The organism is Streptomyces sp. MMG1121 (assembly GCF_001280015.1).
Lineage (GTDB): Bacteria > Actinomycetota > Actinomycetes > Streptomycetales > Streptomycetaceae > Streptomyces.
In genome coordinates this window covers 1-26317 of record NZ_LGDV01000130.1, presented here as the reverse complement: position 1 = coordinate 26317, position 26317 = coordinate 1, and the positions used below count along the sequence as shown (strand labels likewise).

Annotated in this window: 23 protein-coding genes; 19 read left to right on the top strand and 4 right to left on the bottom strand. The window is 72.3% G+C overall.

Translation table 11 applies throughout. The annotated features are described in order from the left end of the window. Positions 1-126: 126 nt before the first annotated feature. The 5 genes from ADK64_RS13555 (at position 127) to ADK64_RS13535 (ending at position 6141) form a co-directional block, all read left to right on the top strand. A complete protein-coding gene (locus tag ADK64_RS13555; RefSeq protein ID WP_053658544.1) occupies positions 127-1323 on the top strand; it encodes an argininosuccinate synthase in 1197 nt (398 codons plus the stop codon). A 50-nt stretch (positions 1324-1373) separates the two neighbouring features. After that, entirely contained in the window at positions 1374-2807 is a 1434-nt protein-coding gene (argH, locus tag ADK64_RS13550) for an argininosuccinate lyase (protein ID WP_053658541.1), read from the top strand. 152 nt (positions 2808-2959) lie between these two features. Continuing rightward, the gene (locus tag ADK64_RS13545) at positions 2960-3931 is read left to right on the top strand and encodes an aldo/keto reductase (protein ID WP_053658540.1); all 972 of its coding nucleotides are present in this window, start codon (positions 2960-2962) and stop codon (positions 3929-3931) included. An 83-nt stretch (positions 3932-4014) separates the two neighbouring features. After that, a complete protein-coding gene (locus tag ADK64_RS13540; RefSeq protein ID WP_199829602.1) occupies positions 4015-4563 on the top strand; it encodes a TetR/AcrR family transcriptional regulator in 549 nt (182 codons plus the stop codon). A gap of 54 nt (positions 4564-4617) precedes the next feature. Further along, complete coding sequence (locus ADK64_RS13535; RefSeq protein WP_053658536.1) at positions 4618-6141, top strand: MFS transporter; 1524 nt, start codon at positions 4618-4620, stop codon at positions 6139-6141. Positions 6142-6216: 75 nt separating this feature from the next. Here the strand turns inward: ADK64_RS13535 and ADK64_RS13530 are convergent, their stop codons facing one another. Continuing rightward, the gene (locus tag ADK64_RS13530) at positions 6217-6846 is read right to left on the bottom strand and encodes a lysophospholipid acyltransferase family protein (protein WP_324614397.1); all 630 of its coding nucleotides are present in this window, start codon (positions 6844-6846) and stop codon (positions 6217-6219) included. A 337-nt stretch (positions 6847-7183) separates the two neighbouring features. Here ADK64_RS13530 and ADK64_RS13525 point away from each other — a divergent pair, with 337 nt between their 5' ends. The 3 genes from ADK64_RS13525 (at position 7184) to ADK64_RS13515 (ending at position 9500) form a co-directional block, all read left to right on the top strand. Further along, on the top strand, positions 7184-8359 hold the full coding sequence (locus ADK64_RS13525; RefSeq protein WP_053658533.1) for a glycerophosphodiester phosphodiesterase: 1176 nt from the start codon (positions 7184-7186) through the stop codon (positions 8357-8359). Positions 8360-8451: 92 nt separating this feature from the next. After that, positions 8452-8958: a sigma-70 family RNA polymerase sigma factor gene (locus ADK64_RS13520; protein ID WP_053658531.1), complete on the top strand. Its 507-nt coding sequence runs from the start codon at positions 8452-8454 to the stop codon at positions 8956-8958. A gap of 44 nt (positions 8959-9002) precedes the next feature. Continuing rightward, positions 9003-9500: a GNAT family N-acetyltransferase gene (locus tag ADK64_RS13515; protein WP_053658529.1), complete on the top strand. Its 498-nt coding sequence runs from the start codon at positions 9003-9005 to the stop codon at positions 9498-9500. 21 nt (positions 9501-9521) lie between these two features. On the opposite strand, the gene ADK64_RS13510 is transcribed toward ADK64_RS13515, so the two are convergent. Beyond that, positions 9522-9941 carry a hypothetical protein gene (locus ADK64_RS13510; protein WP_053658527.1) on the bottom strand — a complete coding sequence of 140 codons (420 nt, stop codon included), beginning with the start codon at positions 9939-9941 and terminating at the stop codon, positions 9522-9524. A 1-nt stretch (position 9942) separates the two neighbouring features. After that, positions 9943-10302, bottom strand: a complete 360-nt coding sequence (locus ADK64_RS13505; RefSeq protein WP_053658525.1) for a hypothetical protein — start codon at positions 10300-10302, stop codon at positions 9943-9945. 81 nt (positions 10303-10383) lie between these two features. On the opposite strand from ADK64_RS13505, the gene ADK64_RS13500 reads away from it, so the two are divergent. The 10 genes from ADK64_RS13500 (at position 10384) to ADK64_RS13455 (ending at position 23643) form a co-directional block, all read left to right on the top strand. Further along, complete coding sequence (locus ADK64_RS13500; protein WP_053658522.1) at positions 10384-11034, top strand: HAD family hydrolase; 651 nt, start codon at positions 10384-10386, stop codon at positions 11032-11034. 343 nt (positions 11035-11377) lie between these two features. Further along, positions 11378-12421, top strand: coding sequence for a methionine ABC transporter ATP-binding protein (locus ADK64_RS13495; protein ID WP_053658521.1), 1044 nt, complete (start codon positions 11378-11380; stop codon positions 12419-12421). Continuing rightward, on the top strand, positions 12418-13155 hold the full coding sequence (locus ADK64_RS13490; protein ID WP_053658518.1) for a methionine ABC transporter permease: 738 nt from the start codon (positions 12418-12420) through the stop codon (positions 13153-13155). The genes ADK64_RS13495 and ADK64_RS13490 overlap by 4 nt, the downstream gene beginning before the upstream one ends. 60 nt (positions 13156-13215) lie before the next feature. Beyond that, a complete protein-coding gene (locus ADK64_RS13485; protein ID WP_053658516.1) occupies positions 13216-14046 on the top strand; it encodes a MetQ/NlpA family ABC transporter substrate-binding protein in 831 nt (276 codons plus the stop codon). A gap of 47 nt (positions 14047-14093) precedes the next feature. Next, complete coding sequence (locus tag ADK64_RS13480) at positions 14094-14927, top strand: MetQ/NlpA family ABC transporter substrate-binding protein (RefSeq protein ID WP_053658514.1); 834 nt, start codon at positions 14094-14096, stop codon at positions 14925-14927. A 169-nt stretch (positions 14928-15096) separates the two neighbouring features. Further along, entirely contained in the window at positions 15097-15735 is a 639-nt protein-coding gene (locus ADK64_RS13475) for a GNAT family N-acetyltransferase (RefSeq protein ID WP_053658512.1), read from the top strand. A 121-nt stretch (positions 15736-15856) separates the two neighbouring features. Beyond that, on the top strand, positions 15857-17077 hold the full coding sequence (gene cbiE, locus ADK64_RS13470) for a precorrin-6y C5,15-methyltransferase (decarboxylating) subunit CbiE (protein ID WP_053658510.1): 1221 nt from the start codon (positions 15857-15859) through the stop codon (positions 17075-17077). Positions 17078-17422: 345 nt separating this feature from the next. Continuing rightward, complete coding sequence (gene cobT / locus ADK64_RS13465; protein ID WP_053658508.1) at positions 17423-21361, top strand: nicotinate-nucleotide--dimethylbenzimidazole phosphoribosyltransferase; 3939 nt, start codon at positions 17423-17425, stop codon at positions 21359-21361. A 142-nt stretch (positions 21362-21503) separates the two neighbouring features. Beyond that, positions 21504-22736, top strand: coding sequence for a uroporphyrinogen-III C-methyltransferase (gene cobA / locus ADK64_RS13460; protein WP_053658506.1), 1233 nt, complete (start codon positions 21504-21506; stop codon positions 22734-22736). Positions 22737-22824: 88 nt separating this feature from the next. Continuing rightward, positions 22825-23643, top strand: a complete 819-nt coding sequence (locus ADK64_RS13455; protein WP_053658504.1) for a TrmH family RNA methyltransferase — start codon at positions 22825-22827, stop codon at positions 23641-23643. 31 nt (positions 23644-23674) lie between these two features. Here ADK64_RS13455 and ADK64_RS13450 read toward each other — a convergent pair whose 3' ends face one another. Beyond that, positions 23675-25108, bottom strand: a complete 1434-nt coding sequence (locus tag ADK64_RS13450; RefSeq protein WP_053658502.1) for a serine/threonine-protein kinase — start codon at positions 25106-25108, stop codon at positions 23675-23677. A 600-nt stretch (positions 25109-25708) separates the two neighbouring features. On the opposite strand from ADK64_RS13450, the gene ADK64_RS46635 reads away from it, so the two are divergent. Then, entirely contained in the window at positions 25709-25885 is a 177-nt protein-coding gene (locus tag ADK64_RS46635; RefSeq protein ID WP_199829600.1) for a hypothetical protein, read from the top strand. The last annotated feature ends 432 nt before the right edge of the window (positions 25886-26317 follow it).

Below are 26317 nucleotides of genomic sequence, written 5' to 3'. Positions count from 1 at the left end.
GCCGGGGCCCGCCGGCGTGCGGGCGTTCGCGGCGCCGCCGCTGACGGCTCGCCGATGCCGATTGACGAATCATGCAGTGGTCTGCATACTCATGCATGTCAGCGATTGCAATGTGAGGAGAGACCCGTGACCGAGCGCGTCGTACTCGCCTATTCGGGCGGTCTGGACACCTCCGTCGCCATCGGCTGGATCGCCGAGGAGACGGGCGCCGAGGTCATCGCCGTAGCGGTGGACGTCGGCCAGGGCGGCGAGGACCTGGACGTCATCCGCAAGCGCGCCCTCGCCTGCGGGGCCGTGGAAGCCGAGGTCGCCGACGCCAAGGACGAGTTCGCCGACGAGTACTGCCTCCCGGCGATCAAGGCCAACGCCCTCTACATGGACCGCTACCCGCTGGTCTCCGCACTCTCCCGGCCCGTGATCGTCAAGCACCTGGTCGCCGCCGCGCAGAAGCACGGGGCCACGACCGTCGCCCACGGCTGCACCGGCAAGGGCAACGACCAGGTCCGCTTCGAGGCCGGTATCGTCGCCCTCGCCCCGGACCTGAGGTGCATCGCCCCGGTCCGTGACTACGCGATGACCCGGGACAAGGCCATCGCCTTCTGCGAGCAGAAGCAGCTCCCCATCGCCACCACCAGGAAGTCCCCGTACTCCATCGACCAGAACGTCTTCGGGCGCGCCGTCGAGACGGGCTTCCTGGAGGACATCTGGAACGCCCCGGTCGAGGACATCTACGACTACACCGCCGACCCGGCCGTCCCGCGCGAGCCCGACGAGGTGGTCGTCACCTTCGAGGCGGGCGTCCCGGTCGCGATCGACGGCGGGCCCGTCACCGTCCTCCAGGCGATCCAGCAGCTCAACGAGCGCGCCGGTGCCCAGGGCATCGGCCGGATCGACATGGTCGAGGACCGCCTCGTCGGCATCAAGTCCCGCGAGGTGTACGAGGCTCCGGGTGCCATCGCCCTGATCACCGCCCATCAGGAGCTGGAGAACGTCACCGTCGAGCGCGAACTCGCCCGCTACAAGCGCCAGATCGAGCAGCGCTGGGGCGAACTGGTCTACGACGGGCAGTGGTTCTCCCCGCTCAAGCGCGCCCTCGACGGCTTCGTCGAGGAGGCGAACCAGCACGTCTGCGGCGACATCCGGATGACCCTGCACGGCGGCCGCGCGGTCGTCACCGGCCGGCGCTCCGCGTCCTCCCTCTACGACTTCAACCTCGCCACCTACGACACCGGCGACACGTTCGACCAGGCCGCCGCCAAGGGCTTCATCGACATCTACGGTCTGTCCTCGCAGATCGCCGCACGGCGCGATCTGCGGGCATAGCCTGACGCAGGACCCGCACAACCGACCCACCTTCTCTAGGAGCAGCGCAAGTGAGCAGCAACAGCGGTGACGTTCGGCTCTGGGGCGGCCGTTTCGCCGACGGTCCCGCCGAGGCCCTGGCGAAGCTGTCCGCGTCCGTCCACTTCGACTGGCGGCTCGCGCCCTACGACATCGCCGGTTCGCGCGCCCACGCGCGCGTCCTCGCCAAGGCGGGGCTGCTCACCGAGGACGAGCTGGCCCGTATGATCGCCGGGCTCGACCTGCTGGAGGCCGACGTCGCCTCCGGCGCGTTCACCGGCACCATCGCCGACGAGGACGTGCACACCGCCCTGGAGCGCGGTCTGCTGGAGCGCCTCGGGCCGGACCTCGGCGGCAAGCTGCGCGCGGGCCGGTCGAGGAACGACCAGGTGGCGACCCTCTTCCGGATGTACCTCAGGGACCACGCCCGTGCGATCGGCGGCCTGATCGCCGATCTCCAGGACGCCCTGATCGGCCTCGCCGAGGCCCACCCGGACGTCGCCATGCCCGGCCGCACCCACCTCCAGCACGCCCAGCCCGTGCTCTTCGCCCACCACGTCCTCGCCCACGTCCAGTCCCTGTCCCGGGACGCCGAGCGGCTGCGCCAGTGGGACGAGCGGACGGCGGTGTCGCCGTACGGTTCGGGCGCCCTCGCCGGTTCCTCGCTGGGCCTGGACCCGGAGGCGGTCGCGCGGGACCTCGGCTTCGAGCACGGCAGCGTCGGCAACTCGATCGACGGCACGGCCTCGCGCGACTTCGTGGCCGAGTTCGCCTTCATCACCGCGATGATCGGGGTCAACCTCTCCCGGATCGCGGAGGAGATCATCATCTGGAACACGAAGGAGTTCTCCTTCGTGACCCTGCACGACGCCTTCTCCACGGGTTCGTCGATCATGCCGCAGAAGAAGAACCCGGACATCGCCGAGCTGGCGCGCGGCAAGTCGGGCCGCCTGATCGGCAACCTGACCGGCCTCATGGCGACGCTCAAGGCCCTGCCCCTCGCCTACAACCGCGACCTCCAGGAGGACAAGGAGCCGGTCTTCGACTCCTGCGACCAGCTGGAGGTGCTGCTGCCCGCCTTCACCGGCATGATCGCGACCCTCACGGTCAACCGCGAGCGCATGGAGGAACTGGCCCCGGCCGGCTTCTCGCTCGCCACCGACATCGCCGAGTGGCTGGTCAAGCAGGGCGTGCCGTTCCGCGTGGCGCACGAGGTCGCGGGGGAGTGCGTGAAGGTCGCCGAGGCCGAGGGCAAGGAACTGGACGACCTCACGGACGAGCAGTTCGCGAAGATCAGCGTCCACCTCACTCCCGAGGTCCGGTCCGTCCTCAACGTCCCGGGCGCCCTGGCCTCCCGCAACGGCCGTGGCGGTACGGCGCCGAGCGCGGTCGCCGTCCAGCTGACGGAGGTCAAGGCGGACGTGGCGGTCCAGCACGAGTGGGCGGAAGCCAAGAAGAAGGGCTGAGGCGCAGCGCCCCGCGACCGGCCACGGCCGGCCGGTACTCGCCGCACCACGGCACGTCCCGCACTCTTGGGCGCCCCAGCTCCCCGAGCGGAGCGGCATCGCAGGTTACGTTGGTCGCAAGCCGTACCGGAGCCGACCGAACGGAGCCCGCGATGCCCTTCGCCCGTCTCGCGCACGCGACCACGCCGACCTGCCACATCGGCCTCGGCCTGGCCGCCGTCGGCCGCCCCGGCTACATCAACCTGGGCCGGGAGGACGACCTCGGAGCGGATCGCAGCGTCGAGGCGCTGCGCACACGCACCTTCGAACTCCTCGACGCCGCCTACGCCCAGGGCGTCCGCTATGTCGACGTGGCCCGCTCCTACGGCCGTTCGGAGGAGTTCCTCGCCGACTGGCTGAACGCCCGCCCCGACGTCGACGACGTGGTCGTCGGCAGCAAGTGGGGGTACACCTACACCGCCGACTGGTCCACGGACGCCGAGAAGCACGAGGTCAAGGACCACGGCCTCGCGACGTACGAGCGGCAGCGCGCCGAGACCGACGCGCTGCTCGGCGACCGGCTCGACCTCTACCAGATCCACTCGGTGACCCCGGACAGCCCCGCCCTCACCGACAAGGACCTGCACGCCAGGCTCGCCGAGGCCGCCGCCCAGGGCCTGACCGTCGGTTTCTCCACCAGCGGCCCCGCCCAGGCCGACGCGATCCGCGCCGCCCTCGCGGTCACGGTCGACGGCGAGCCCCTCTTCCGTACCGTGCAGTCGACGTACAACGCGCTGGAGCCCTCGGCGGGCCCCGCCCTGGCCGAGGCGCACGACGCCGGGCTCACCGTGATCGTCAAGGAGGGCATGGCCAACGGCCGGCTGGCCGCGACGCACGCGCCCCAGGTGTTGCAGGCCGTCGCCGAGGAGGCCTCCCTCGGCTGCGACGCCGTGGCCCTCGCCTGGATCCTGCGCCGGCCCTGGGTCGGCCTCGTCCTGTCCGGCGCCGCGACCGTCCCGCAGCTCTTCTCCAATCTGCACGCCCCGGCCGTCGACCTCGACGTGGACCAGATGACCCGCCTCGCCACCCTCGCCGAGGACCCGGGAGCCTACTGGGAGCGGCGCGGCCAACTGCCCTGGCACTGATCGCGCCCCGCTCTGACCAGCAGAAATGAGGCACGCATGCCTAGTGTGAGACGGGAGTGTCTCACATGGTCTATCCTTGTCTCATGGCCCTGGACCGTGACCACGTGCTGCGCAGCGCAGCCGCCCTGCTGACCCGTAAATCCACCGCGACCATGGACGAGGTCGCCAAGGCCGCCGGAATCAGCCGGGCCACGCTGCACCGCCACTTCGCCGGGCGCGACGCGCTCGTCCGGGCGCTGGAGGCGCTCGGCATCGCGGAATGCGAGGCGGCGCTGGACGCGGCCCGGCTGGACGAGGGCGCGGCAGCCGACGCCGTGCACCGCCTGGTCCGCGCGATCGAACCGGCGGCCGCCCTGCTCGCCTTCCTCTACACCGAGAACCAGCTCTTCGAGGGCGAGGAGCAGAACCAGGGCTGGGCCCGCATCGACGAACGCCTCACGGCGCTGTTCCGGCGCGGCCAGGAGAGCGGAGAGTTCCGCATCGACCTCACGCCGGTCTGGCTCACCGAGGCGCTGTACGGCCTGCTGGCCTCCGGTGCCTGGGCGGTGGCGGAAGGCCGGGTGGCGACCAAGGACTTCACCTACATGATCGTCGAGCTGCTGCTCGGCGGCGCACGGCGTACGCACGCATGACGACGTGACGGCTCAACGGCTCAACGACTTGACGACGTAACGAAGAGAGGAATCATGACCAGCACCCTGCAGCCGGCCCGCGCGGCGGAGGTGGAGAAGCGCCCCGGCCGCTGGCTCGCGCTCTCCGTCCTCGTCCTGGCCGTGCTGCTGGTGGCCGTCGACGCCACCGTCCTCGGCCTGGCGACCCCCTACATCAGCGAAGACCTGGCCCCCTCCGGCACTCAGCTGCTGTGGATCGGCGACGTCTACTCCTTCGTCATCGCCGGTCTGCTGGTCTCCATGGGCAGCCTCGGCGACCGCATCGGCCGCAAGCGGATCCTGCTCGTGGGCGCCACGGTCTTCGGGGCGATATCGGTGCTCAACGCCTACGCCTCGACACCGGAGTTGATGATCCTGGCGCGGGCGCTGCTCGGTGTCGCGGGCGCGACCCTGATGCCCGCCACGCTCGCCCTGATCCGCAACCTCTTCCACGACCCGCGCGAGCGCAGCCTCGCCGTCGGCATCTGGGGCGCCACGGCCTCAGCCGGCATGGCGGTCGGCCCCATCGCGGGCGGATTCCTGCTCGAACACTTCTGGTGGGGCTCGGTCTTCCTCATCAACCTGCCGGTGATGGCGGTCCTGGTGCTCGTCGGCATCCGCACGCTGCCCGAGTCCCGCAATCCGAACCCCGGCCCCTGGGACCTGATCAGCGTCGTCCTGTCACTGGTCGGCATGATCGGCGTCGTGTACGCGGTCAAGGAGGTGGCCACGCACGGCGTCACCTGGCCCACGCTCGCCGCGGGCCTGCTGGGCGCGGCCGGGCTCTACGGTTTCGTCCACCGCCAGCTCACCATGCCGATCCCGCTGCTGGACATGCGGTTGTTCAGGCGCCGCGGCTTCAGCGGGGCGGTCCTCGCCGACCTGCTGACCGTGCTCGGCATGTCCGGCCTGGTGTTCTTCCTCTCCCAGTATCTGCAGCTCGTCCAGGGCAGGCGCCCGTTCGAGGCGGGGCTCGCCGAACTGCCCGCCGCCGTCGGCGCGGTGGTGGCCGGTCTCGTCGCGGGCCGCGCCGCCCGCCGTTTCTCGGTACGGGCCGTGGTCTCCGGCGGACTCGCCGCGGTGGGCGTCGCCCTGGCCGTGCTGACGACCCTGGGCGAGTCGACGGGCTACCCGGTCCTCGGCGCCGCACTCCTGGTCGTGGGCGTCGGCGCCGGCTTCTCCTTCACGGTGACGGCCGACGTGATCCTCTCCAGCGTGCCCAAGGACCAGGCGGGCGCCGCCTCGGCGGTCTCCGAGACGGCGTACGAACTGGGCGCGGCCCTGGGGATCGCCCTGCTGGGCTCGATCGTGACCGGCGTCTACCGCGACTTCACGGGCCCGACGGGCACCCCGGCCCAGGCCCATGAGTCGCTGGGCGCGGCAGTGGAGGCATCGACCCATCTGCCCCCGCACACGGCCCAGCAGATGCTGGAAGCGGCCCGCGAATCCTTCGTGCAAGGCCTCCAGCTGGCCTCGGCCGGGGGAGCGGTGGTCCTCCTGGCGACGGCTGCGGCGGCGTGGTTCCTGCTGAAGGGCCAGAGACTGGAGAGCGCCGAATGAGGTGAGTGGCCAAGGGGCGCGGAGAACCGCGCGAGAGGCGGTCCCGCGCCCGCAGGGCAGCAGCCGTTACGGCGATCAGGCAGCCTTCGCCTTGGTCGCGTACATGTCGACGTACTCCTGCCCGGACAGCCGCATGACCTCGGCCATCACGGAGTCGGTCACGGCCCGCAGCACGTACCGGTCCCGGTCCATCCCGTCGTACCGGGAGAACTCCATCGCCTCGCCGAAGCGGACGGTCACCCGGCCGGGCCGCGGAATGCCGTTACCGCCCGGCTGCAGCTTGTCCGTGCCGATCATGGCGAAGGGGACCACCGGCGCGCCGGTCATCAGCGTCAGCCGCGCGATACCGGTGCGCCCCCGGTACAGCCGCCCGTCGGGCGAGCGCGTGCCCTCGGGGTAGATCCCGAAGACCTTGCCCTCCTCCAGGATCCGACGCCCGGTCATCAGCGCGGCCACGCCGCCGTTCGCCCCGTCCCGGTCCACCGGGATCATGCCGACGCCGGTGAAGAACCAGGCCATCAGGCGGCCCTTGAACCCCTTGCCGGTGACGTACTCGTCCTTGCCGATGAAGTACACCTGGCGCTTGGTGACCACCGGCAGCACGATCGAGTCGATGAACGTGAGGTGATTGCCCGCCAGGATGACCGGCCCGTCCCCCGGGATGTTCTCCGCGCCCTCCACCTGTGGGCGGAACATCAGGCGCATGATCGGTCCGAGCACTGCCTTGATGAGCGCGAAGCGGGACAACGGGTCCTCCGACGTCGAGCGGGTCGATATGAGTCTGTGCAGGTGAGGACATTACTCGCGGCACCCGGCCGAACGCACATCGGGTGCGCCCGGTTCACCCAGGTCTTACGAAGTGTTGACACGGGTTTACCCGCGGTGGCCGCCCGGCGACGAACCGGCGGTCCGTCAGGTCCCGCCGTACACAGGACACACGGCGTCACCCGGGCGTTCCGGCTCAGGTCTCCCTTCGGTCATGAACACGACCCTACGATCGGCCCGACTTCACAGACGCGGACGCGGACGGCAGGAGGCGCTGATGGGCAGCGACCAGGCGAACGAGCAGACTCAGGGCACCGGACGGCGGGCGATCCTCGGCGCGGCGGTGTTCGGCGCGAGCGGAGCGGTGCTCGGACTGCCGGGTACGGCCGGTGCCGCCGAGGCCCGGAGCGGCGGGCACGGCGGCCGGGGGCTGAAGAGCCTGCCGGTGCCGACGATCATCGGCCACCGGGGCTCCAGCGGCTACCGCCCCGAGCACACCTTCGGCTCGTACGACCTGGCCCTGGACCTGGGCGCCGACGTGGTCGAGGCCGGTGACCTGGTGCCCACCAAGGACGGCCATCTCGTCTGCCGGCACGAGCCGGAGATCGGCGGCACCACGGACGTCGCCGCCCACCCCGAGTTCGCCGACCGCAAGACCACCAAGATGCTCGACGGGGTCCCGACCACGGGCTGGTTCACCGAGGACTTCACGCTCGCCGAGCTGAAGACGCTGCGCGCGGTCGAGCGCATCCCGGACAACCGGCCGCACAACACCCTCTACAACGGGCGCTGGGAGATCCCCACGTTCGAAGAGGTCCTCAAGTGGCAGGACGAGCAGACCCGCAAGCGCGGCAGGCAGGTCTGGATCTACCCCGAGACCAAGCACCCCACCTACTTCCGCAGGCTCGGCCTCGGCCTGGAGGAGCGGGTGGCGAAGCTGCTGCGCAAGTACGGCAAGGACGAGCGGAACTCGCCGGTCATCCTGCAGTCCTTCGAGCCCACCAGCATCCAGAAGCTCAACCAGCTGGTCGACAACCCGCTCGTCGTGCTGCTGTCCACGGCGGACAGCCGCCCCTACGACTTCGTCGCGGCGGGCGACCCGCGCACGGTCGCCGACCTGATCACGCCCAAGGGCCTCAGGGAGATCGCCGGCTACGCGCAGGGCATCGGTCCGACCCTGGACCTGGTCATACCGAAGAACGCCGACGGCACCCTCGCCGAGCCGACCACCCTGGTCCGCGACGCGCACAAGGTGGGTCTGGTCCTCCACCCGTACACCATGCGCAACGAGAACCCCTTCCTGCCGGCCGAGTACCGCAAGGGCAGCGCGGCCGACGCCTACGGCGACCCCTTCGGCGCCTTCAGGACGTACTTCGCCACCGGCATCGACGGCGTCTTCACCGACAACGCCGACACCGGCCTGCTCGCCCGCGCCGACTTCCTGGCCGGCTGACACCGTCAACGAGCGGCTTTCCCCGCACCCCGTTCGGGGTGTCTCCGCGCCGCCCCGGAAACCTGTGTCCGGGGCGGCGCGTCGTTCCGCATATGACGAACGACTTGGTGTCCGCTCTGCGCCCGCTGCTGACGGCCGAGGCCTCGGCCGAGGCATATGCGGCCGGGAGTGAGCCGGGCGACCTGGAGCAGGCCGTCTGGCTGCGCCTGCTGGAGCGGCTGGAGCGGGACGGGCCGCCGCTGGACCCCGAGGACTGGCTGCGCAGGGCCGTCCGCGCCGAGGCCCGCCGCAGCCGTCGTACCACCCGCCTCGAACGTCCCTACGGCATCGAGCCGGCCGACGACGCCCGCCCCGGCCCCGAGCAACTCGTCCTCACCGCCGCCCGCCACCACGCCCTGCGCGAGGCGGTCCGCCGGCTGCCCGGCCGCTGCCCCCGGCTGATCGAGGCGCTGCTCTCCCCGAAGGACCTGACATACCGGGAGATCGCGGGGGAGTTGGGTATCTCACAGGGCAGTCTCGGCCCGGAACGCTCCAGATGTCTGGGATGTCTACGTCGTTTGCTCACCCCGGAGGTTGCGGCGCGTGAAGCACGGGGATAGGAGTGGGAACGACAGGTGATCAGGTGAGCGGGAGGCGTGCGCACATGGGCATGAGCGTGACCATCTCGGTGGCGACCGAGCAGGACGCGGAGCAGATCTTCAGGCTCCAGTACCTGTGCTTCCAGAGCGAGGCGGCGCTGTACGGCAACTACCGCATCGACCCGCTGGTGCAGACTCTGGACTCCGTCCGTGCGGAAGTCGCCTCCGACTGCGTCTTCGTCGCCCGGCTCGGCGAGGAGGTCGTCGGCTCGGTGCGCGGCAAGGTCACCGAGGACGGCGCGGCCGCCATCGGCAAGCTCTGCGTCCACCCGCGCCTGCAGGGCCACGGCATCGGCGCGCGGCTGCTGCGCGCGGCCGAGGCGGCGCTCGCCGAGGAGCGCGGCGCCAAAAGGTTCCGCCTCCTCACCGGCCACCGCAGCGAGGGCAACCTCCGCCTGTACCGCCGCTCCGGCTACGAGACGGTCGGCCGCTCCAAGGGCGAGGACGGCGTGGAGCTGATCGTCCTGGAGAAGCAGGCGGGGACGTACGCGCAGACGGCGTGAGACGGCAGGCGCCGGCGTCGCTCAGACGTCCCGCTGTTCCCGCGCCTTGCGCAACCAGTACAGCGCGGACAGCGGCAGCAGCACGGGAATGAAGACGTATCCCATCCCGTAGTCGGACCAGACCGTGGCGTCCGGGAAGGCGGAACGGTCGACCAGCGTCCAGGTGCCGACGATCAGCACACCCGCGAGCTCGGCGGCGCAGCACACCATGGCCGCCCGCCGGGCCGTCTCCCCGCCCCGGACCAGCGTGTACGTGATGAACCCGTACACGACACCGGCCACGGCCGACAGCGAGTACGCGAGCGGGGCCCGGTGGAAATCCGTGGCGATCTGGTATGCGGAACGCGACACCGCGCCGACCACCATCACGCCGTAGAACCAGACGAGCAGCATGCCCGGCCCGCTGATCAACCGGGCCGGCTTCTCCTGCGCCGTCGTCACGTCAGCCTCCCCAGATGTCATAGAGCCGCACCTCCAGCACGGCCAGCACCACACCGCCGGCGGCCGCCGTCACCGAACCCCAGCGGCTCCGCTCGGCCAGCGACATCATCCCCGCCGCCGGCACGCACGCGAACGCTCCCAGCAGATACGCCACGAAGATCGTCGTACCCTGATCCGGCTTCTCGCCCCGCGCCAGCTGCACGATCCCGATCACCAGCTGGATCACGCCCAGCAGCGAGACCGCGGCCATGCCGATGAAGTGCCAGTCCTTGGTCGGCTGGTCGCGATAGGCGGCCCAGCCGCACCAGGCGGCGAGCAACAGCGCGGCGACACCGGTCACCAGCGTCAGGGCATTGAGCATGCGGAGACCTTATTACGGCCGTGGTCACGGCCGGAACGGCCCCCCGACGCCGCCGCCGTCGTACGCCGTAGGGTCTAGACCATGACGATCCACGCACAGGCCCTCCTCTTCGACAACGACGGCACCCTCGTCTCCTCCCTCGGCTCCGTCGAGCGCTGCTGGACCCGCTGGGCCCGGGAGTACGGGATCACGGCCGAGGCGTTCGGGCGCGTGGAGCTGCACGGGCGGCCCGCCGCCGAGATAGTCGCCGACCTGCTGCCCGCCCACGTCGTGCCCGAGGCGGTCGCACGCGTCGAGCAGCTGGAGGTGGAGGACGTGCCGCACGGGGGTGTGTGGCTGCTGCCCGGCACGCGCGACTTCCTGGACGCGCTGCCCGCCGAGCGCTGGGCCGTCGTCACCTCCGCCACCCGGCGCCTGGCCGAGGCCCGGCTGGACGCCGTCGGCATCCTGCCCAAGACGCTGATCGCCGCCGACGACATCACGCGCGGCAAGCCCGACCCCGAGCCCTACCTCCTCGCCGCCCGGAGGCTCGGCGTCGACCCGGCCCGCTGCGTCGTCTTCGAGGACGCCCCGGCCGGACTCCAGGCGGGGCGCGCCGCCGGAATGACCACCGTGGCGTTGGCCACAACCCACCGGGCCGAGGAGCTGGACGCCGACCTGGTGGTGGAGGACCTCTCCGCCCTGTCCGCACTGGTCACCGACGCGGGCGTGGAGATCTCCGTCCGCCGCTGAGCATCCGGTCGGCGCTGTCCGCCGCTGTCCAGCATCCGGACAGCGGCCGACGGTCAGGACCGTCCGTCTGCTTTACTTGCCGCATGACCACGACGAGCAGCCGCACCCTTGCGACCGAGGCGACCCTGACGCCCGGTGTTCGTTGCATGTGTCCCCTGATGTGTCGAATGTGCGCCTTCTAGAGGGCCCCCGCATCAGCTGAGCCTCGCGCCCCGAAGCGAGAGCCGTGGCATGTCCGTGCGCCGTAGCCGTACGAGACGCAACGCCGTTCCCCATGCCTGAACCGCATGCACCCGTGCCCGGGCACACCCACGCCCGCGCACTCGACAGTGACGGAAATCCTGTGATCACCACCTCGGGCCTGACCAAGGTCTACCGCTCCCGCGGCCGTGAGGTCACCGCCCTCGACGGCGTCGATCTCCATGTCCGCGAAGGCGAGGTCTACGGCGTCATCGGCCAGTCCGGCGCCGGCAAGTCCTCCCTGATCCGCTGTGTCAACCTGCTGGAGCGCCCCACCTCCGGCACCGTGACCGTCGCCGGAGCGGACCTCACCGCCCTGGCCGGCCGCGGCCCGCGCGCCGGCCGCGAACTGCGCCGGGCGCGCAGCCGGATCGGCATGGTCTTCCAGCACTTCAACCTGCTGTCCTCGCGCACCGTGCAGGACAACGTCGAGCTGCCGCTGGAGATCCTCGGCACCTCGGGCAGGGAACGCTCCCGCAAGGCGCTCGAACTCCTCGACCTGGTCGGCCTCGCCGACAAGGCCAAGGCCCACCCCGCCCAGCTCTCCGGCGGTCAGAAGCAGCGCGTCGGCATCGCCCGCGCCCTCGCCGGCGACCCCAAGGTCCTGCTCTCCGACGAGGCCACCAGTGCCCTCGACCCGGAGACCACCCGCTCCATCCTCCAGCTGCTGCGCGACCTGAACCGGCAGTTGGGCCTGACCGTCCTGCTCATCACCCACGAGATGGACGTCGTGAAGTCGATCTGCGACTCCGCCGCCCTCATGGAGAAGGGCCGGATCGTGGAGCACGGCACCGTCAGCGAGCTGCTGGCCACCCCGGGCTCCGAGCTGGCCGCCGCGCTGTTCCCGGTGAGCGGCGAGCGCACCGGCGCCGACCGGACCGTCGTCGACGTCACCTTCCACGGCGAGGCCGCCACCCAGCCGGTCATCTCCCAGCTCTCGCGCACCTACAACGTCGACATCTCGATCCTCGGCGCCGCCATCGACACCGTCGGCGGCCTCCAGATCGGCCGCATGCGCATCGAACTGCCCGGCCGCTACGAGGAGAACGTGGTGCCGATCGGGTTCCTGCGCGAGCAGGGCCTGCAGATCGATGTCGTCGGCCACGAGGGCCAGGAGACCCTGCTGGTGAAGGATGGTGCCAAGTGACCTGGTCCGAGATGCAGCCGCTGCTGTCCCAGGCGTGTAGCGACACGTTCACGATGGTGGCCTGGTCCACCCTGATCGCCGTAGCCGTCGGCCTTCCGCTCGGCATCCTCCTCGTCCTCACGGACCGGGGCGGCCTGCTGCAGAACGTCGTCGCCAACAAGGTGATCGGCCAGATCGTGAACGTCGGCCGGTCCATGCCGTTCATCATCCTGATGGTCGCGCTGATGAGCTTCACCCGCTGGGTCACCGGCACGACGATCGGTACGACCGCCGCGATCGTGCCGCTCGCCATCGGCGGCATCCCGTTCTTCGCCCGGCTCGTCGAGACGGCCGTCCGCGAGGTGGACCACGGTCTGGTCGAGGCCGTGCAGTCCATGGGCGGCAACACCTGGACGATCGTCCGCAAGGTCCTCGTCCCCGAGGCCCTGCCCTCGCTGATCGCCAGCACCACCACCACGATCATCGCCCTCATCGGCTACTCCGCCATGGCCGGCACGGTCGGCGGCGGCGGCCTCGGCGACCTCGCCGTCCGCTACGGCTACCAGCGCTTCGAGACCCAGATGATGTGGATCACCGTCGCGATCCTCGCCGTCGCCATCTCCCTCATCCAGTTCGCCGGCGACTTCGCGGCCCGCTCGCTGCACAGCCGCGGCGCCCGCTCCGGCCCCGCGCCGAGGCTCCGCCTGCTCAAGGCCGAGGAGCCGGCGACGGCCGAGGTCGGCAAGGTCGCGTAAGCACGCCCACAGACGCCCCGTACAACGGGGTCGCACCACCCATAAGGAAAGGCACTTTTCGTGCGTAACACCGCCAAGCTCACCACCGCCGTCCTCGCCGCCGGAGCCCTCACCTTCGGGCTCACCGCCTGCGGCTCCGGCAAGTCCTCCGCCGCCGCCGACTACAGCGGTCCGCTGGTCGTCGCCGCGAGCCCGACCCCGCACGCCGAGATCCTCGACTTCGTCAAGAAGAACCTCGCGAAGAAGGCGGGCCTCGACCTCGAGGTCAAGGAGTTCACCGACTACATCACGCCGAACACGGCGACCGAGGACGGCTCCGTCGGGGCCAACTACTTCCAGAACCAGCCGTACCTGGACGACTTCAACAAGAAGCGCGGCACCCACATCGTGCCCGTCGTCACGGTGCACCTGGAGCCGCTCGGCCTGTACTCCCACAAGGTCAAGAAGGCCGACGCGCTGAAGAGCGGTGCGACCATCGCGGTCCCGAACGACGCCGTCAACGAGGGCCGCGCCCTGAAGCTGCTCGCCGACAACGGGCTCATCACGCTCAAGGGCGGCGTCGGCAACGAGGCCACCCCGCAGGACATCGCCAAGAACCCCAAGCACCTCCAGTTCAAGGAGGTCGAGGCGGCCCAGACCCCGCGCTCCCTGGACGACGTGGACGCCGCCGTCGTGAACGGCAACTACGCCATCTCCGCCGGCCTGAAGCCCGCCAAGGACGCGCTCGTCCTGGAGTCCGCGAAGAACAACCCCTACGGCAACTTCCTCGCCGTGAAGAAGGGCAACGAGAAGGACCCGCGGGTCAAGAAGCTCGCCAAGCTCCTCACCTCGCCCGAGGTCAAGAAGTTCATCGAGGACAAGTACCAGGGCTCGGTCATCCCGTCCTTCTGAGCCGCAGGGACGAGATCCGGGAAGAGAACAGGGGGGGGACTGAACCGATGCGCAAGCCGGTCATCGCCGCGGCGGCCGCCGCCGTGGCACTCGGCCTCGGCCTCACCGCCTGCGGCTCGGGCCCGGACTGGGGCAAGGGCGGTGGCAAGGACGGCACCCTCGTCGTCGGCGCCACCGCCGTCCCGGCCGGCGAGGTGCTCGCCTACGTCAAGGACCACCTCGCCGCCCGGGCCGGACTGAAGCTGGAGATCAAGGAGTTCACGGACTACGTCCTGCCGAACACCGCTCTCCAGGAGGGATCGCTCGACGCGAACCTCTACCAGAACCAGCCGTACCTGGACGACTTCAACAAGTCCAGGGGCACGGACCTGGTCTCGGTCGTCAAGCCCTATCTGCCGCCCATGGGCGTCTACTCCCGCAAGGTCGAGGGCGTCACCGGGCTCGCCGACGGAGCCACCGTCGCCGTGCCGGGTGACACCACCAACGAGGGCCGCGCGCTCACGCTCCTGGCCGCCTCGGGCGTGATCGGCCTGAAGGCGGGCGCCGGCACCGACGCGTCCCCCGCGGACGTCACGTCCAACCCCCGGCACCTGAAGTTCAAGGAGCTGGAGGCCGCCCAGTTGCCGCGCTCGCTCGACGACGTGGACGCGGCCGTCATCAACAACAACTACGCCCAGGACGCGGGCCTCAGCCTCACCAAGGACGCCATCCTCGTGGAGTCGGCGAAGAACAACCCCTACGCCAACCTCCTCGCCGTCAGACGCGGCCACGAGAACGATCCACGGGTGCGCAAGCTCGCCCAGCTGCTCGTCTCGCCCGAGGTGCGCGCGTTCATCCAGGACAAGTACCAGGGGTCCGTCCTGCCGGTGACCCAGAGCTGACGGCTCGTCCACGGCCCTCGTGTCCCGCACGGGGTCCGCTCCCGCACCGCTCGGGGAGTGGACCCCGTCGTGCGGTTCAGTGGTTTCATGCTGCATGCTGGGCAGTTCAGCGGGCCCTGTGACGGTCCTGACGGTCTCTCAAGCACTTCCGAAGGTTACGGAGCGGCGCATGACTAGCACCTTCCCCAACATCTCCATCAGCACGGAGCGGTTGGTGCTGCGTCCCCTCGACGAGGACGACGTGCCCGCCCTGGCCGAGATGATGAACGACGAGCAGGTCGGCGCCTGGACCGGCGTCCCGCAGCCCTACAACGAGGCGCACGCCCGCCGCTGGATCACCCACGACGCCCTCGCCGAGCGCATCGCGGGCCGCGGCCTCGACCTCGCCGTCACCGAGTTCCTCACCCAGCGCCTGGTCGGCGTCGTCCAGCTGGCCAGGACCAACTGGCACGTGAGGGCCACCGAGATGTCGTACATCATCGCCCCCTGGGCCCGTGGCGAGGGCTACGCCTGCGAGGCCGCGCTCGCCACCGCGCACTGGCTCTTCGGCGACCAGAAGTTCGAGCGCGTCGAGCTGCGCACCGCCGCCGACAACACCGCCTCCCAGCAGGTCGCCCAGAAGATCGGCTGCATCAGCGAGGGCGTCCTGCGCAACGCCTGCATAGTCCGCCACCGCGCCGAGGACGGCACCTGGACCGAGGTGCGCTCCGACTACATCGTGTGGAGCCTCCTCCCGGAGGACCTCGAGGGCGCCGACGAGGAGCTAGCCGACACCGGCGGTTTCACGTCGTACTCCGACTGGAACTGAGGCCCAGGGGAGGGCGGGTTTCGCCCCCGCGCGCGTCCGACAGCTCCACCGGGTACTCTCACGGAGCCCGCCTACGGGCCCGTACCCCTGACGACCTGCGAAAACCTGGAGACTGACGACGATGGCCGACCGGGTGACGGTGATCGGCTGGGACGGCTCGCCGCTGACCGCCGCGGCACGCGCCGCCCTCGGCGCCGCCACGCTCGTGGCGGGCGCGGCCCACCATCTGGCACTGCCCGAGGTCCCGCCGCAAGCCGAACGTGTCCGCCTGGGCAGCGTCGCGCTCGCCGCCCGCCGTATCGCCGCGCATCGTGGCACCGCCGTCGTGTTCGCCGACGGCGACCCCGGCTTCTTCGGCGTCGTCCGCACCCTGCGCGCCCCGGAGTACGGCCTGGAGGTCGAGGTCGTCCCCGCCGTCTCCTCCGTCGCCGCCGCCTTCGCACGCGCGGGCATGCCCTGGGACGACGCCCAGGTGGTCGTCGCCCACCGGCGTACCCTGCGCCGCGCCGTGAACGTCTGCCGTGCCCACACCAAGGTCGCCGTCCTCACCTCGCCCGGCGCCGGCCCCGCCGAACTCGGCCTGCTGCTGGACGGCGTCCACCGCACGTTCGTCATCTGCGAGGAACTCGGCACCGAACGCGAGCAGGTCAGCGTCGTCACCTCCGACAAGGCCGCCGACCACAGCTGGCGCGACCCCAACGTCGTCATCGTCATCGGGGGGTCCGCCGGGCCGGGCGCGGCGGCGGAGGGCGGCGGCTGGATCGCCGGACGCGATCCGGGCACCGGCCCGCGCGGCTGGGTGCAGCCCGACGAGTCCTACGGCGGCGGCCTCGGCGAGGGCGAGACGGAACTGCTGCGCGCCGCCCAACTGGCCCGGCTCGGGCCCAGGGTCGGCGACCTCGTCTGGGACATCGGCTGCGGCTCCGGCGCGTTCGCCGTCGAGGCCGCGCGCGCCGGGGCGGCCGTCATCGCCGTCGACCGCGACCCACGGGCCTGCGCCCGCACCGAGGCCGCCGCGCGCGGCACCGGCGTACTGCTCCAGGTGGTGCAGGGCACCGCCCCGCACGTCCTGGAGAACCTGCCCGAGCCCGACGTCGTACGGGTCGGCGGCGGGGGAGCGGCCGTCGTCTCCGCGGTCGCCGACCGGCGCCCGCAGCGCATCGTCACCCACGCGGCGACCCGCGACGCGGCCGAACTCGTCGGCCGTGACCTGACCGAGCACGGCTACCGGGTCGAGTGCGCCCTGCTCCAGTCCGTCGCGCTCGACACGCGCGCCTGGACCGAGACCGAGCGGAGCGTCGCGTTCCTGCTCAGTGGCGTTCTCCCGGATCGCGCCCCGTGATCCTGTTGTCGTACTGCGCGCGGTAGGCTGGCCGATCGTTGTACCGCACCGGGCGGCCCGGAACTTCGTTCGCCAATGTCCGGAAAGCACGCCCGTTTTGGGGTGGGTGTGGTACTGCGAAACCGGAGGACGCGCAACGTGGCGCAGTCCACAGCGGGCTGTCGCGGATCATGCTGTCGCGACGGCGGAACGGCCGGGACAATGCCACTGAATGGCTTTGTCGCCTTTTCCGGCGGGTCGTTCGTGCCGCTGGGCACGGACGCTCGTTCTTCACAGCGGAGCGGTCGGTGCGCCGTTCCGCGTGAGCTGGTCGTAGGAGCACTAACCGATGGGCGAGGGGTACGCATGACCGACACCGGCCAGATCCCGGGCGAGGGACAGCCGGAGAGCGCAGGCATGGTGGAGCAGCCGGGCGTTGCCGCGCACGGTGCGTACACCTACCTCTCCGAGACACCCGCCGAGGACGAAGACCTGCTGCTGCCCGGCGCCCAGGGTGCGTGGGGCAACGAGGTGCCACCGCCCGCCCCGGAGCCGGTCGTCGAGGCCGTCCACGAGCCGGGCCCGCACGAGACGGCCGGCCGCGACAGCGGCTCCGTCGACCTCAGCGGCGTCCGCCTGCCGAACCCGGCCCTGGCGTCCGTGCCGCCGTCCCCCGGCCCGCAGGAGCAGCACGCCGCGGCACAGCCGCCGCGCCGTCCGCTGCACCTCGGCCCGCCGATCCCGGACGCCTCCGCCAGCCCGGTCCGCTCCCTCGCCGACCGCGGCCCGGCCGGCGCACCGGTACGCCAGCCCGGCCTGCCGACGCCCGGCCCCGAGTACCTCGACGCCCAGCCGCTGCGCGACATGGCCCCGCAGAGCGCGGCTCCCTGGGGAACCACGCCCGCCCCGGACCCGGCGGCGGTGGCCCAGGCCGGCGCACCGGCGGCGGCTGCGGAAACGGTTGACCCGGCGGTGGTCGCGACGGGGACGGCGGTCGCGACGGAGACAGCGGTCGCGGTGGAGGCCCCGGCCGTGGTGGAGGCTCAGGCTCCGGTGGAGACGCCGGTCGTGGCGGAGGATCAGGTCACGGTGGACGTCGTGGCCCCGGTCGCGGCCCAGGTCCCTGCGGACGTACCGGTTGCCGTGGTCGCTGCGGTCGGCGCGGACGGCGGCGCCGAGCAGGCCGACGCGTCCGGCGCCGCCCAGGCCGCCGTCGCCCGGCTCGCGACGCAGGCGGGCGGGGAGATGCCCGTCGCCGCACCCGTGGTCCATGGCCATGACGGTGTGCAGCCCGCGGCCGGTCACGACGGGGTGTACGAGGCTCCGGCGGTCGTTCAGCCGGTGACGGATGCCGCCCCGCCTGCCGAGAGCGCCATCGTGGCTCCTGAGAACGCGGAGCCCGCGCAGCCGACGGCCGAGGCCGTTCCGGTCGTGCAGGGCCCGGGCGACGCCGCCACTGCCGCACAGGACATGCCGCTGACGGCCCCCGCCGAACAGGCCCCCGCCGAACAGGCCGCCGTCCCGCAGGCGGAGGCCCCGCAGGCGGAGGCCCCGGAGGCTGAGGTCCCGGCGGTTCCGGTCGAGGCCGTGCCGGACCAGGCGCCCGAGGAGGTCCAGGTCGCCGAGGGCGCCGAGCCCGCGCAGCCGTCCGACGCGGTTGCGCAGGCCGAGGCGCCCGAGCAGAACGAAGAGCCGCAGGCCGCCCCGGTCGCCGAGATCCCGGTCGCCGTTCCCGCCGCGCAGGTGCCGGCCGTCGCCCCGGCGCAGCAGCCCGAACCGAACACCCCCGCCGTCGCGGAGCCGCGGCCCGGCGCGGCCGACGCCCAGCCCGCGCCCGCGGCCGACGCCGTACCGGCGCCCGAGCAGCCGGTGGCGCCCGAGCAGCCGGTGGCGCCCGAGCAGCCGGTGGCGCCCGAGCAGCCGGTGGCGCCCGCGCCGCAGGTGGCGGAAGCCGAGGCGGCCGTACCGACCGTGCTCGCCGCCGCCCACGCGGAGCCCGAGCCGCAGCCCTACCTGGCCCAGGGCCCCCAGCTGGCCGAACCCGTGGTGCACGAGGCCCTGGCCGTCGAGCCGCAGCCGCAGGCCCAGCCCGAACCGGTCGCCCAGGACGCCGCCCACGAGGTCGTCGCCGCTGCACAGGACTCCATCGCACCCGCGCCGGCCGCCCCCGGACCCGCGCCGGCCGCCCTTGCCGACGGTGCCGCCGCGCACCCGGAGACCACCGACCCGTCGGCCCCCGCCGAGCCGGTCGAGCCGCTGTCCTCCACCGTGCCGTCGGAGTCGCGGACGGAGCAGCCGCTCGGACAGTTCGTGCCGGTCGAGGGGCAGGTGCCCACCACCCCGCACCTGGCGCCCACCCCGCCGCAGCCGCTGGTCCTCCCCGTGGAGGAGGCACAGCAGCCGGTGGTCACGGTGCCCGCGCCGCGCGACGGGGAGCAGCGCCCCGTACCGGCGGCGCCCGACGCCGGGCACGCCCCCGATGTCGTACAGCACGCGGAGGACCTGCAGACCAGGGCCGCCGACCAGGAAGAAGAGAGCGCGGCCGCAGTGGCAGAGGCACGCCAGTCCACCGGCCCGGCCGCGCCCGGTTACGACGACGCCGAGCGCGAGGCCGTCCTGAAGGTGATGCGCGAACGCCGCGACATCCGCAACGGCTTCCGCGGCGACCCCATCCCGCACGAGGTGCTGCTGCGCGTCCTGGAGGCGGCCCACACGGCGCCCTCCGTGGGCCACTCGCAGCCCTGGGACTTCGTCGTCATCCGGTCCGCCGAGACCCGGCGGACCATGCACGAACTGGCGATGCGGCAGCGCGACGCCTACGCCAAGTCGCTGCCCAAGGGCCGGGCCAAGCAGTTCAAGGAACTGAAGATCGAGGCCATCCTCGACACCCCGGTCAACATCGTCGTCACCGCCGACCCCACCCGCGGCGGCCGTCACACCCTCGGCCGTCACACTCAGCCGCAGATGGCGCCCTACTCCTCGGCGCTCGCGGTGGAGAACCTCTGGCTCGCCGCCCGCGCCGAAGGCCTCGGCGTCGGCTGGGTCAGCTTCTTCGACGAGCGGGAGATGGTCCGCACGCTCGGCCTGCCCGAACATCTGGAGGTCGTCGCCTACCTGTGCGTCGGGTACGTCGACGAGTTCCCGGACGAGCCCGAGCTGATGCAGGCCGGCTGGTCCAAGCGGCGCCCGCTGTCCTGGGTGGTGCACGAGGAGACGTACGGCCGCCGCGCCCTGCCCGGAGAGGAACCCCACGACCTGCTTGCCGAGACCGTCGCACAGATCCGCCCGCTCGACGCCAAGGCCCTCGGTGAGGCCTGGGAACGTCAGAAGCGGATGACCAAGCCGGCCGGCGCGCTCGGCATGCTGGAGATCATCTCCGCGCAGCTGTCCGGGCTGTCCCGGCAGTGCCCGCCGCCGATCCCGGAGCCCGCCGCCGTCGCCATCTTCGCGGGCGACCACGGCGTGCACGCCCAGGGCGTCACCCCCTGGCCGCAGGAGGTCACCGCCCAGATGGTGGCCAACTTCCTGGGCGGGGGAGCGGTCTGCAACGCCTTCGCCGCCCAGGTCGGAGCCGAGGTGTGTGTCGTGGACGTCGGCGTCGCCGCCGACCTGCCGGCCACGCCCGGCCTGCTGCCCCGCAAGATCCGGGGCGGTACGTCCGACATGACCACCGGCCCCGCGATGACCCGCGAGGAGGCCAAGGCGGCCATCGAGGTGGGCATCGAGACCGCCCGGGACCTGGTGGCGGCCGGTAACAAGGCGCTGCTCACCGGCGAGATGGGCATCGCCAACACGACCGCGTCCGCCGCGCTGATCTCCGTCTACACCGGCGCCGACCCGGCCGAGGTCACCGGCCGTGGCACGGGCATCAACGACGAGACCCTGGCCCGCAAGACCGAGGTCGTCCGCCGTGCCCTGGACCTCCACCAGCCGGACCCGGCCGACCCGCTCGGCGTCCTCGCGGCCATCGGCGGCTTCGAGCACGCGGCCATGGTCGGTCTGCTCCTCGGCGGCGCCTCCCTGCGTACGCCGGTGATCCTGGACGGCGTCAGCGCCGGCGCCGCGGCCCTCGTGGCCCGCGCCATCGCCCCCGAGGTCCTCGCGGCCTGCATCGCGGGCCACCGCAGCGCCGAGCCCGGCCACGTGGCGGCCCTGAACAAGCTGGGCCTGCGCCCCCTGGTCGACCTGGACCTCCGCCTCGGCGAGGGCACGGGCGCCCTGCTGGCGCTTCCCCTGGTCCAGAGCACGGCGAGGGCGATGCACGAGGTGGCGACGTTCGATTCGGCGGGGGTCACCGAGAAGTAGGCGTCACGGCACGGGGTGGTCCGGTGGTCAGCTGCCGGACCACCCCGTGCCCTCTGTCCAGCACACCGCTAAAATCGCACGTCAGGGCCGCTCCGAAGGTGCAGCGGGCCCCCACGCACAGCTGCACGAGGAGCCGCCCCTCATGGCCGAACACCCCGCCTACCCCGTAGGCCTCCGCCTCTCCGGCCGCCGCGTGGTCGTCCTCGGCGGCGGCCAGGTCGCCCAGCGCCGCCTCCCGGCCCTGATCGCGGCGGGCGCGGACATCGTCCTCGTCTCCCCGGAGGCGACCCCGTCCGTGGAGGCCATGGCGGACGCGGGCGAGATCAGCTGGGTCGGGCGCCGGTACGAGGACGGCGACCTCGCCGAGGCCTGGTACGCGCTCATCGCCACCAGCGACCCGGACGCCAACACGGCCGCCTCCGCCGAAGCGGAGCGGAACCGCGTCTGGTGCGTCCGCTCCGACGACGCCGACCGTGCGACCGCCTGGACCCCGGCGACCGGACACAGCGAGGGCGTCACCGTCGCCGTGCTCACCACGGACGCGCGCGGCCGCGACCCCCGCCACACCGCCGCCATCCGGGACGCGGTCGTGGAAGGCCTGCGCGACGGCACCCTGGTGGCGCCCCACCACCGCACCCGTACCCCCGGCGTCGCCCTGGTCGGCGGCGGCCCCGGCGACCCCGACCTGATCACGGTCCGCGGGCGTCGCCTCCTCGCCGAGGCCGACGTCGTCATCGCCGACCGGCTCGGCCCGCGCGACCTGCTCGCCGAACTCCCGCCGCACGTCGAGGTGATCGACGCGGCGAAGATCCCGTACGGCCGCTACATGGCCCAGGAGGCCATCAACAACGCGCTGATCGAGCACGCCAGGCAGGGCAAGTCGGTCGTACGGCTCAAGGGCGGCGACCCGTTCGTCTTCGGACGGGGCATGGAGGAGGTCCAGGCGCTCGCCGAGGCCGGCATCCCGTGCACGGTCGTCCCCGGCATCTCCAGCTCGATCTCCGTGCCCGGCGCGGCCGGCATCCCGGTCACGCACCGGGGCGTCGCCCACGAGTTCACCGTCGTCAGCGGCCATGTCGCCCCCGACGACGAGCGCTCCCTCGCCGACTGGCCGTCGCTGGCCAGGCTCACCGGCACGCTCGTGATCCTGATGGGCGTCGACAAGATCGGGAAGATCGCCGAGACGCTCGTCGCGCACGGCAAGTCCCCCGAGACCCCCGTCGCCCTGGTCCAGGAAGGGACGACGGCCGCGCAGCGCCGCGTCGACGCCACCCTCGCCACGGTCGCCGAAACGGTACGCGCCGAGGACGTGAAGCCCCCGGCGGTCATCGTCATCGGCGAGGTCGTGAAGGTCGGCCCCGAGCCGGCCGTCTGACCGGCCGTGGCTTGATCACGCGTAACCCGGGGTAACGCACCCCTTCCCAGCCGTTGGCACCACACCCAGGACAAGGCAGTATCACCCTGTGGCCGATCTCATCACCGTCGAGGATCCCGACGACCCCCGTCTCGCCGACTACACGGGTCTGACCGACGTCGAACTGCGCCGTAAGCGCGAGCCGGCCGAGGGCCTGTTCATCGCCGAGGGCGAGAAGGTCATCCGCCGGGCCAAGGAAGCCGGCTACGAGATGCGGTCCATGCTGCTCTCGGCCAAGTGGATCGACGTCATGCGTGACGTCATCGACGAACTCCCGGCCCCGGTCTACGCCGTGAGCCCCGAACTCGCCGAACAGGTCACCGGTTACCACGTGCACCGCGGCGCGCTCGCCTCCATGCAGCGCAAGCCACTGCCGACGGCCGCCGAACTGCTGCGCTCGGCCCGCCGGGTCGTGGTCATGGAGTCGGTCAACGACCACACCAACATCGGTGCGATCTTCCGCTCGGCGGCCGCCCTCGGCATGGACGCGGTCCTGCTGTCGCCCGACTGCGCCGACCCGCTGTACCGCCGGAGCGTCAAGGTCTCGATGGGCGCGGTGTTCTCGGTGCCGTACGCCCGCCTGGACACCTGGCCCAAGGGCCTGGAGTCGGTCCGCGAGGCCGGTTTCACGCTCCTCGCGCTCACCCCGGACGACAAGGCCCGCAGCCTCGACGAGGCCGCCCCGCACCGGATGGACCGGGTCGCCCTGATGCTCGGCGCCGAGGGCGACGGGCTGTCCACCCAGGCCCTGGTCGCCGCCGACGAATGGGTCCGCATCCCGATGTCCCACGGCGTCGACTCGCTCAACGTGGGCGCGGCCGCGGCGGTCGCCTTCTACGCGGTGGCCACCGGCCGCCCGGAGTCCTGACGATCCTCCCGTCCCACCGGCCGTCCCTGACTCACTTTCCGGCGTCGCCGCCCACCGCCGCTCCGTACCGGTTCGACGTCGGGCTTTCGGCGTCGTCCACCGGCCGGTGGTCCGGCTGGGCGTGCCGCTCCAGCTGCCGCTGTCCCGCGCCGTCGCCGTCGCCGCCGAGTCCGCGCGCCGGGCCCTGACAGCCCTGTGCCAGCGCGATCCCCAGCGCCACGAGCAGCGTCACCACCACGAACACGAACAGCCGCTGACGCAGCAGCCGTGGGTTGGCGGGCCGCCGCCCGGTCCCCGTCGTTCGCTGCGCCGGCCGCCCGGAACCGTTGCGCGGGGCGGGACGGCTCCCGCTGCCGGAGCGCGGGCCGCCGCCGCGGGGAGGCGGCGTCGGACGGGCCGCACCCGGACGCGAGCCCGCACCCGTACCGCGCGCGCCGCTGCCGCCCCGCGAGGGGACCCCGCCCCGCGACGGCGCAGCGCCGCCCCGGGAGGAGGGCACACCACCACGCGGCACCGGTGTACCGGGGGAGGTGCGCCGCTGGGTGCGCTGCTGCTCGGGGTAGGTGTCGACGAGCCGTCCCGTGGGCCGGTCGGCCTCCGCGGCGCGCGGCGCGGGCGGCCGTACGCCGTCCAGACCCTGCGCCTCACGGGCGGCGATCTCCTTCAGCCGCAACGACAGCTGCAGGGTGCTGGGCCGCTCCTCGGGGTCCTTCGCCAGACAGGCCCGGACCAGCGGGGCGAGGGCGTCCGGTACGCCCTGCAGATGCGGCTCCTCGTGCACCACCCGGTACAGCATCACCTCGGAACTGCCGTGTCCGAAGGGCGAGTCACCGGTGGAGGCGTAGGCGAGGGTCGCGCCGAGGGAGAAGACGTCCGTCGCCGGGGTGACGGCCGCGCCGCGCACCTGCTCGGGCGCGAGGAAGCCGGGGGAGCCGACCGCCGTGCCGACGTGGGTGAGCGTGGAGGCGCCGGTGGCCCAGGCGATGCCGAAGTCGATGATCCGCGGCCCCTTGGGGGACAGCAGGATGTTGGAGGGCTTCAGGTCCCGGTGCACGACCCCGGCTTCGTGCACGGCGACCAGGCCCTCGGACAGGGCCGCGCCGATCGCCGCCGCGTCGGCCGCGCCGAGCGCACCCTCGTCAGCGACCTTGTCGTGCAGGGAGGGCCCGGGCACGTACTGGGTGGCGAACCAGGGCCGCTCGGCCTCCAGGTCGGCCGCGACCAGCCGGGCCGTACAGCCGCCCCTGATCCGCCGGGCCGCCGAGACCTCACGGGCGAACCGGGACCGGAATTCCTGATCCTCCGCCAGATCGGGCCGGATCACCTTCAGGGCGACCCGCTGCCCCTTCTTGTCGGAGCCGAGGTAGACCACACCCATCCCGCCCGCGCCGAGCCGTCGGTGAAGCCTGAACGAGCCGACGACGCGCGGGTCCTCGCGCCTCAGGCGCATCATCGCCATGTTCATCCCCGCTGCCCGGTCCCTGTGACGTGGCACAGCTTACGTTTCCACGGCCGCATGCGCGCAGAGGCCGCGCCCTCGGGGCCGAATGGATTGTGCGGGCCGCCCATGCCATGTGAAACACGGTCAGGAACCCGCGCCGTACGGCCCCTTTGAGCCGTCCTCGCCCTCAACCGGCAGACGGCGCGGGGTCGTTGAAGCTGCAAGGGGCCAGGTGGCGCGGGTCCGCGCACCCGCCCGACGGATACCGTGCGGCGGTCGGGGAACCGGTGACCGGACGGGCCGCGAAGCGGACCCGGCCGCTCCCCGGCCCCTCGCCGGAGTGATCGAAGTCACTCCCGCTGTTCCCGGATGCTCCGGAAATGACGGGATACGGCGGCCGCCCCCTCAGGGAAGACCCCGAGACCTCCACCCATGTCTCCACCCTGGGGAGTACGGCCCAGGTCATGGCTCATCCTCCGGGAGGCCCGGCAATCGGTACGAGGGCATGACGCCCGGCGTGGGCCGCGTGCCTAGATTTGAGGGCAAGCGGCGGGTGCAGCACTCGTCCCCCGAGGTCAGACACCCGCCGCTCCGACAACGACCGACACGGTCAGGAGAGGGACCATGGCCCACACGGCACCGCGACGCACGGCGTTCGCCTCCCGCCGCACGGGTCGCCGTCACCCATTGGTGGCGACACTCATGGCCCTTCCTCTGGCGGCCCTGCTCCTGCTCGTCTTCGACGGCTGGGAGACGGTGGCCACACAGGCGTCGTCCGTGGGTGCGATGCTGGGGCGCTGAGCGGCGACCCCAGGCCCGGAAGAGCGGTCCGGGCGGGGACATCCATCCATGAAACCCCGTGGGGACGGGGGTGCGGCGGACGGCACAAATGCCGGCGCAGCTGGGGAGCTGCGCCGGCATTGCGCCGTTCACGGAGGCGGCGACACGTGCGTGTCCGGCTGTGGGCGCCGGCGTGGCCGATCGCGCCCACACGGCGGAGCCGCCCGCCGGCACGGCCCCTCAAGGAGCTGCGGAGCCACACCCCCACGAGCGCGGCGAACGACCTCCCCCCCGCCCGGCCCCCCGTACCGGGTGCCCGTCGTACGCTCACCCCCACACCCCGACCCGCGAGGCCCCCGTTGACCCTCCTCCCCGCGCTCACCGCCACGGTCAAGGCCGCCGCCCACCGCCACCCCGGCGGAGCCGACTGCGCCTGCGCGGGCGACCCCGCCC

Bases quoted from the DNA above. Each gene is read 5' to 3' on its own strand.
- ADK64_RS13545 (WP_053658540.1), top strand. From the start codon at position 2,960: ATGCCCTTCGCCCGTCTCGCGCACGCGACCACGCCGACCTGCCACATC.
- ADK64_RS13540 (WP_199829602.1), top strand. From the start codon at position 4,015: ATGGCCCTGGACCGTGACCACGTGCTGCGCAGCGCAGCCGCCCTGCTG.
- ADK64_RS13535 (WP_053658536.1), top strand. From the start codon at position 4,618: ATGACCAGCACCCTGCAGCCGGCCCGCGCGGCGGAGGTGGAGAAGCGC.
- ADK64_RS13530 (WP_324614397.1), bottom strand. From the start codon at position 6,846: ATGCGCCTGATGTTCCGCCCACAGGTGGAGGGCGCGGAGAACATCCCG.
- ADK64_RS13525 (WP_053658533.1), top strand. From the start codon at position 7,184: ATGGGCAGCGACCAGGCGAACGAGCAGACTCAGGGCACCGGACGGCGG.
- ADK64_RS13520 (WP_053658531.1), top strand. From the start codon at position 8,452: ATGACGAACGACTTGGTGTCCGCTCTGCGCCCGCTGCTGACGGCCGAG.
- ADK64_RS13515 (WP_053658529.1), top strand. From the start codon at position 9,003: ATGGGCATGAGCGTGACCATCTCGGTGGCGACCGAGCAGGACGCGGAG.
- ADK64_RS13505 (WP_053658525.1), bottom strand. From the start codon at position 10,302: ATGCTCAATGCCCTGACGCTGGTGACCGGTGTCGCCGCGCTGTTGCTC.
- ADK64_RS13500 (WP_053658522.1), top strand. From the start codon at position 10,384: ATGACGATCCACGCACAGGCCCTCCTCTTCGACAACGACGGCACCCTC.
- ADK64_RS13480 (WP_053658514.1), top strand. From the start codon at position 14,094: ATGCGCAAGCCGGTCATCGCCGCGGCGGCCGCCGCCGTGGCACTCGGC.
- ADK64_RS13475 (WP_053658512.1), top strand. From the start codon at position 15,097: ATGACTAGCACCTTCCCCAACATCTCCATCAGCACGGAGCGGTTGGTG.
- cbiE (WP_053658510.1), top strand. From the start codon at position 15,857: ATGGCCGACCGGGTGACGGTGATCGGCTGGGACGGCTCGCCGCTGACC.
- cobT (WP_053658508.1), top strand. From the start codon at position 17,423: ATGACCGACACCGGCCAGATCCCGGGCGAGGGACAGCCGGAGAGCGCA.
- cobA (WP_053658506.1), top strand. From the start codon at position 21,504: ATGGCCGAACACCCCGCCTACCCCGTAGGCCTCCGCCTCTCCGGCCGC.
- ADK64_RS13450 (WP_053658502.1), bottom strand. From the start codon at position 25,108: ATGAACATGGCGATGATGCGCCTGAGGCGCGAGGACCCGCGCGTCGTC.
- ADK64_RS46635 (WP_199829600.1), top strand. From the start codon at position 25,709: ATGGCCCACACGGCACCGCGACGCACGGCGTTCGCCTCCCGCCGCACG.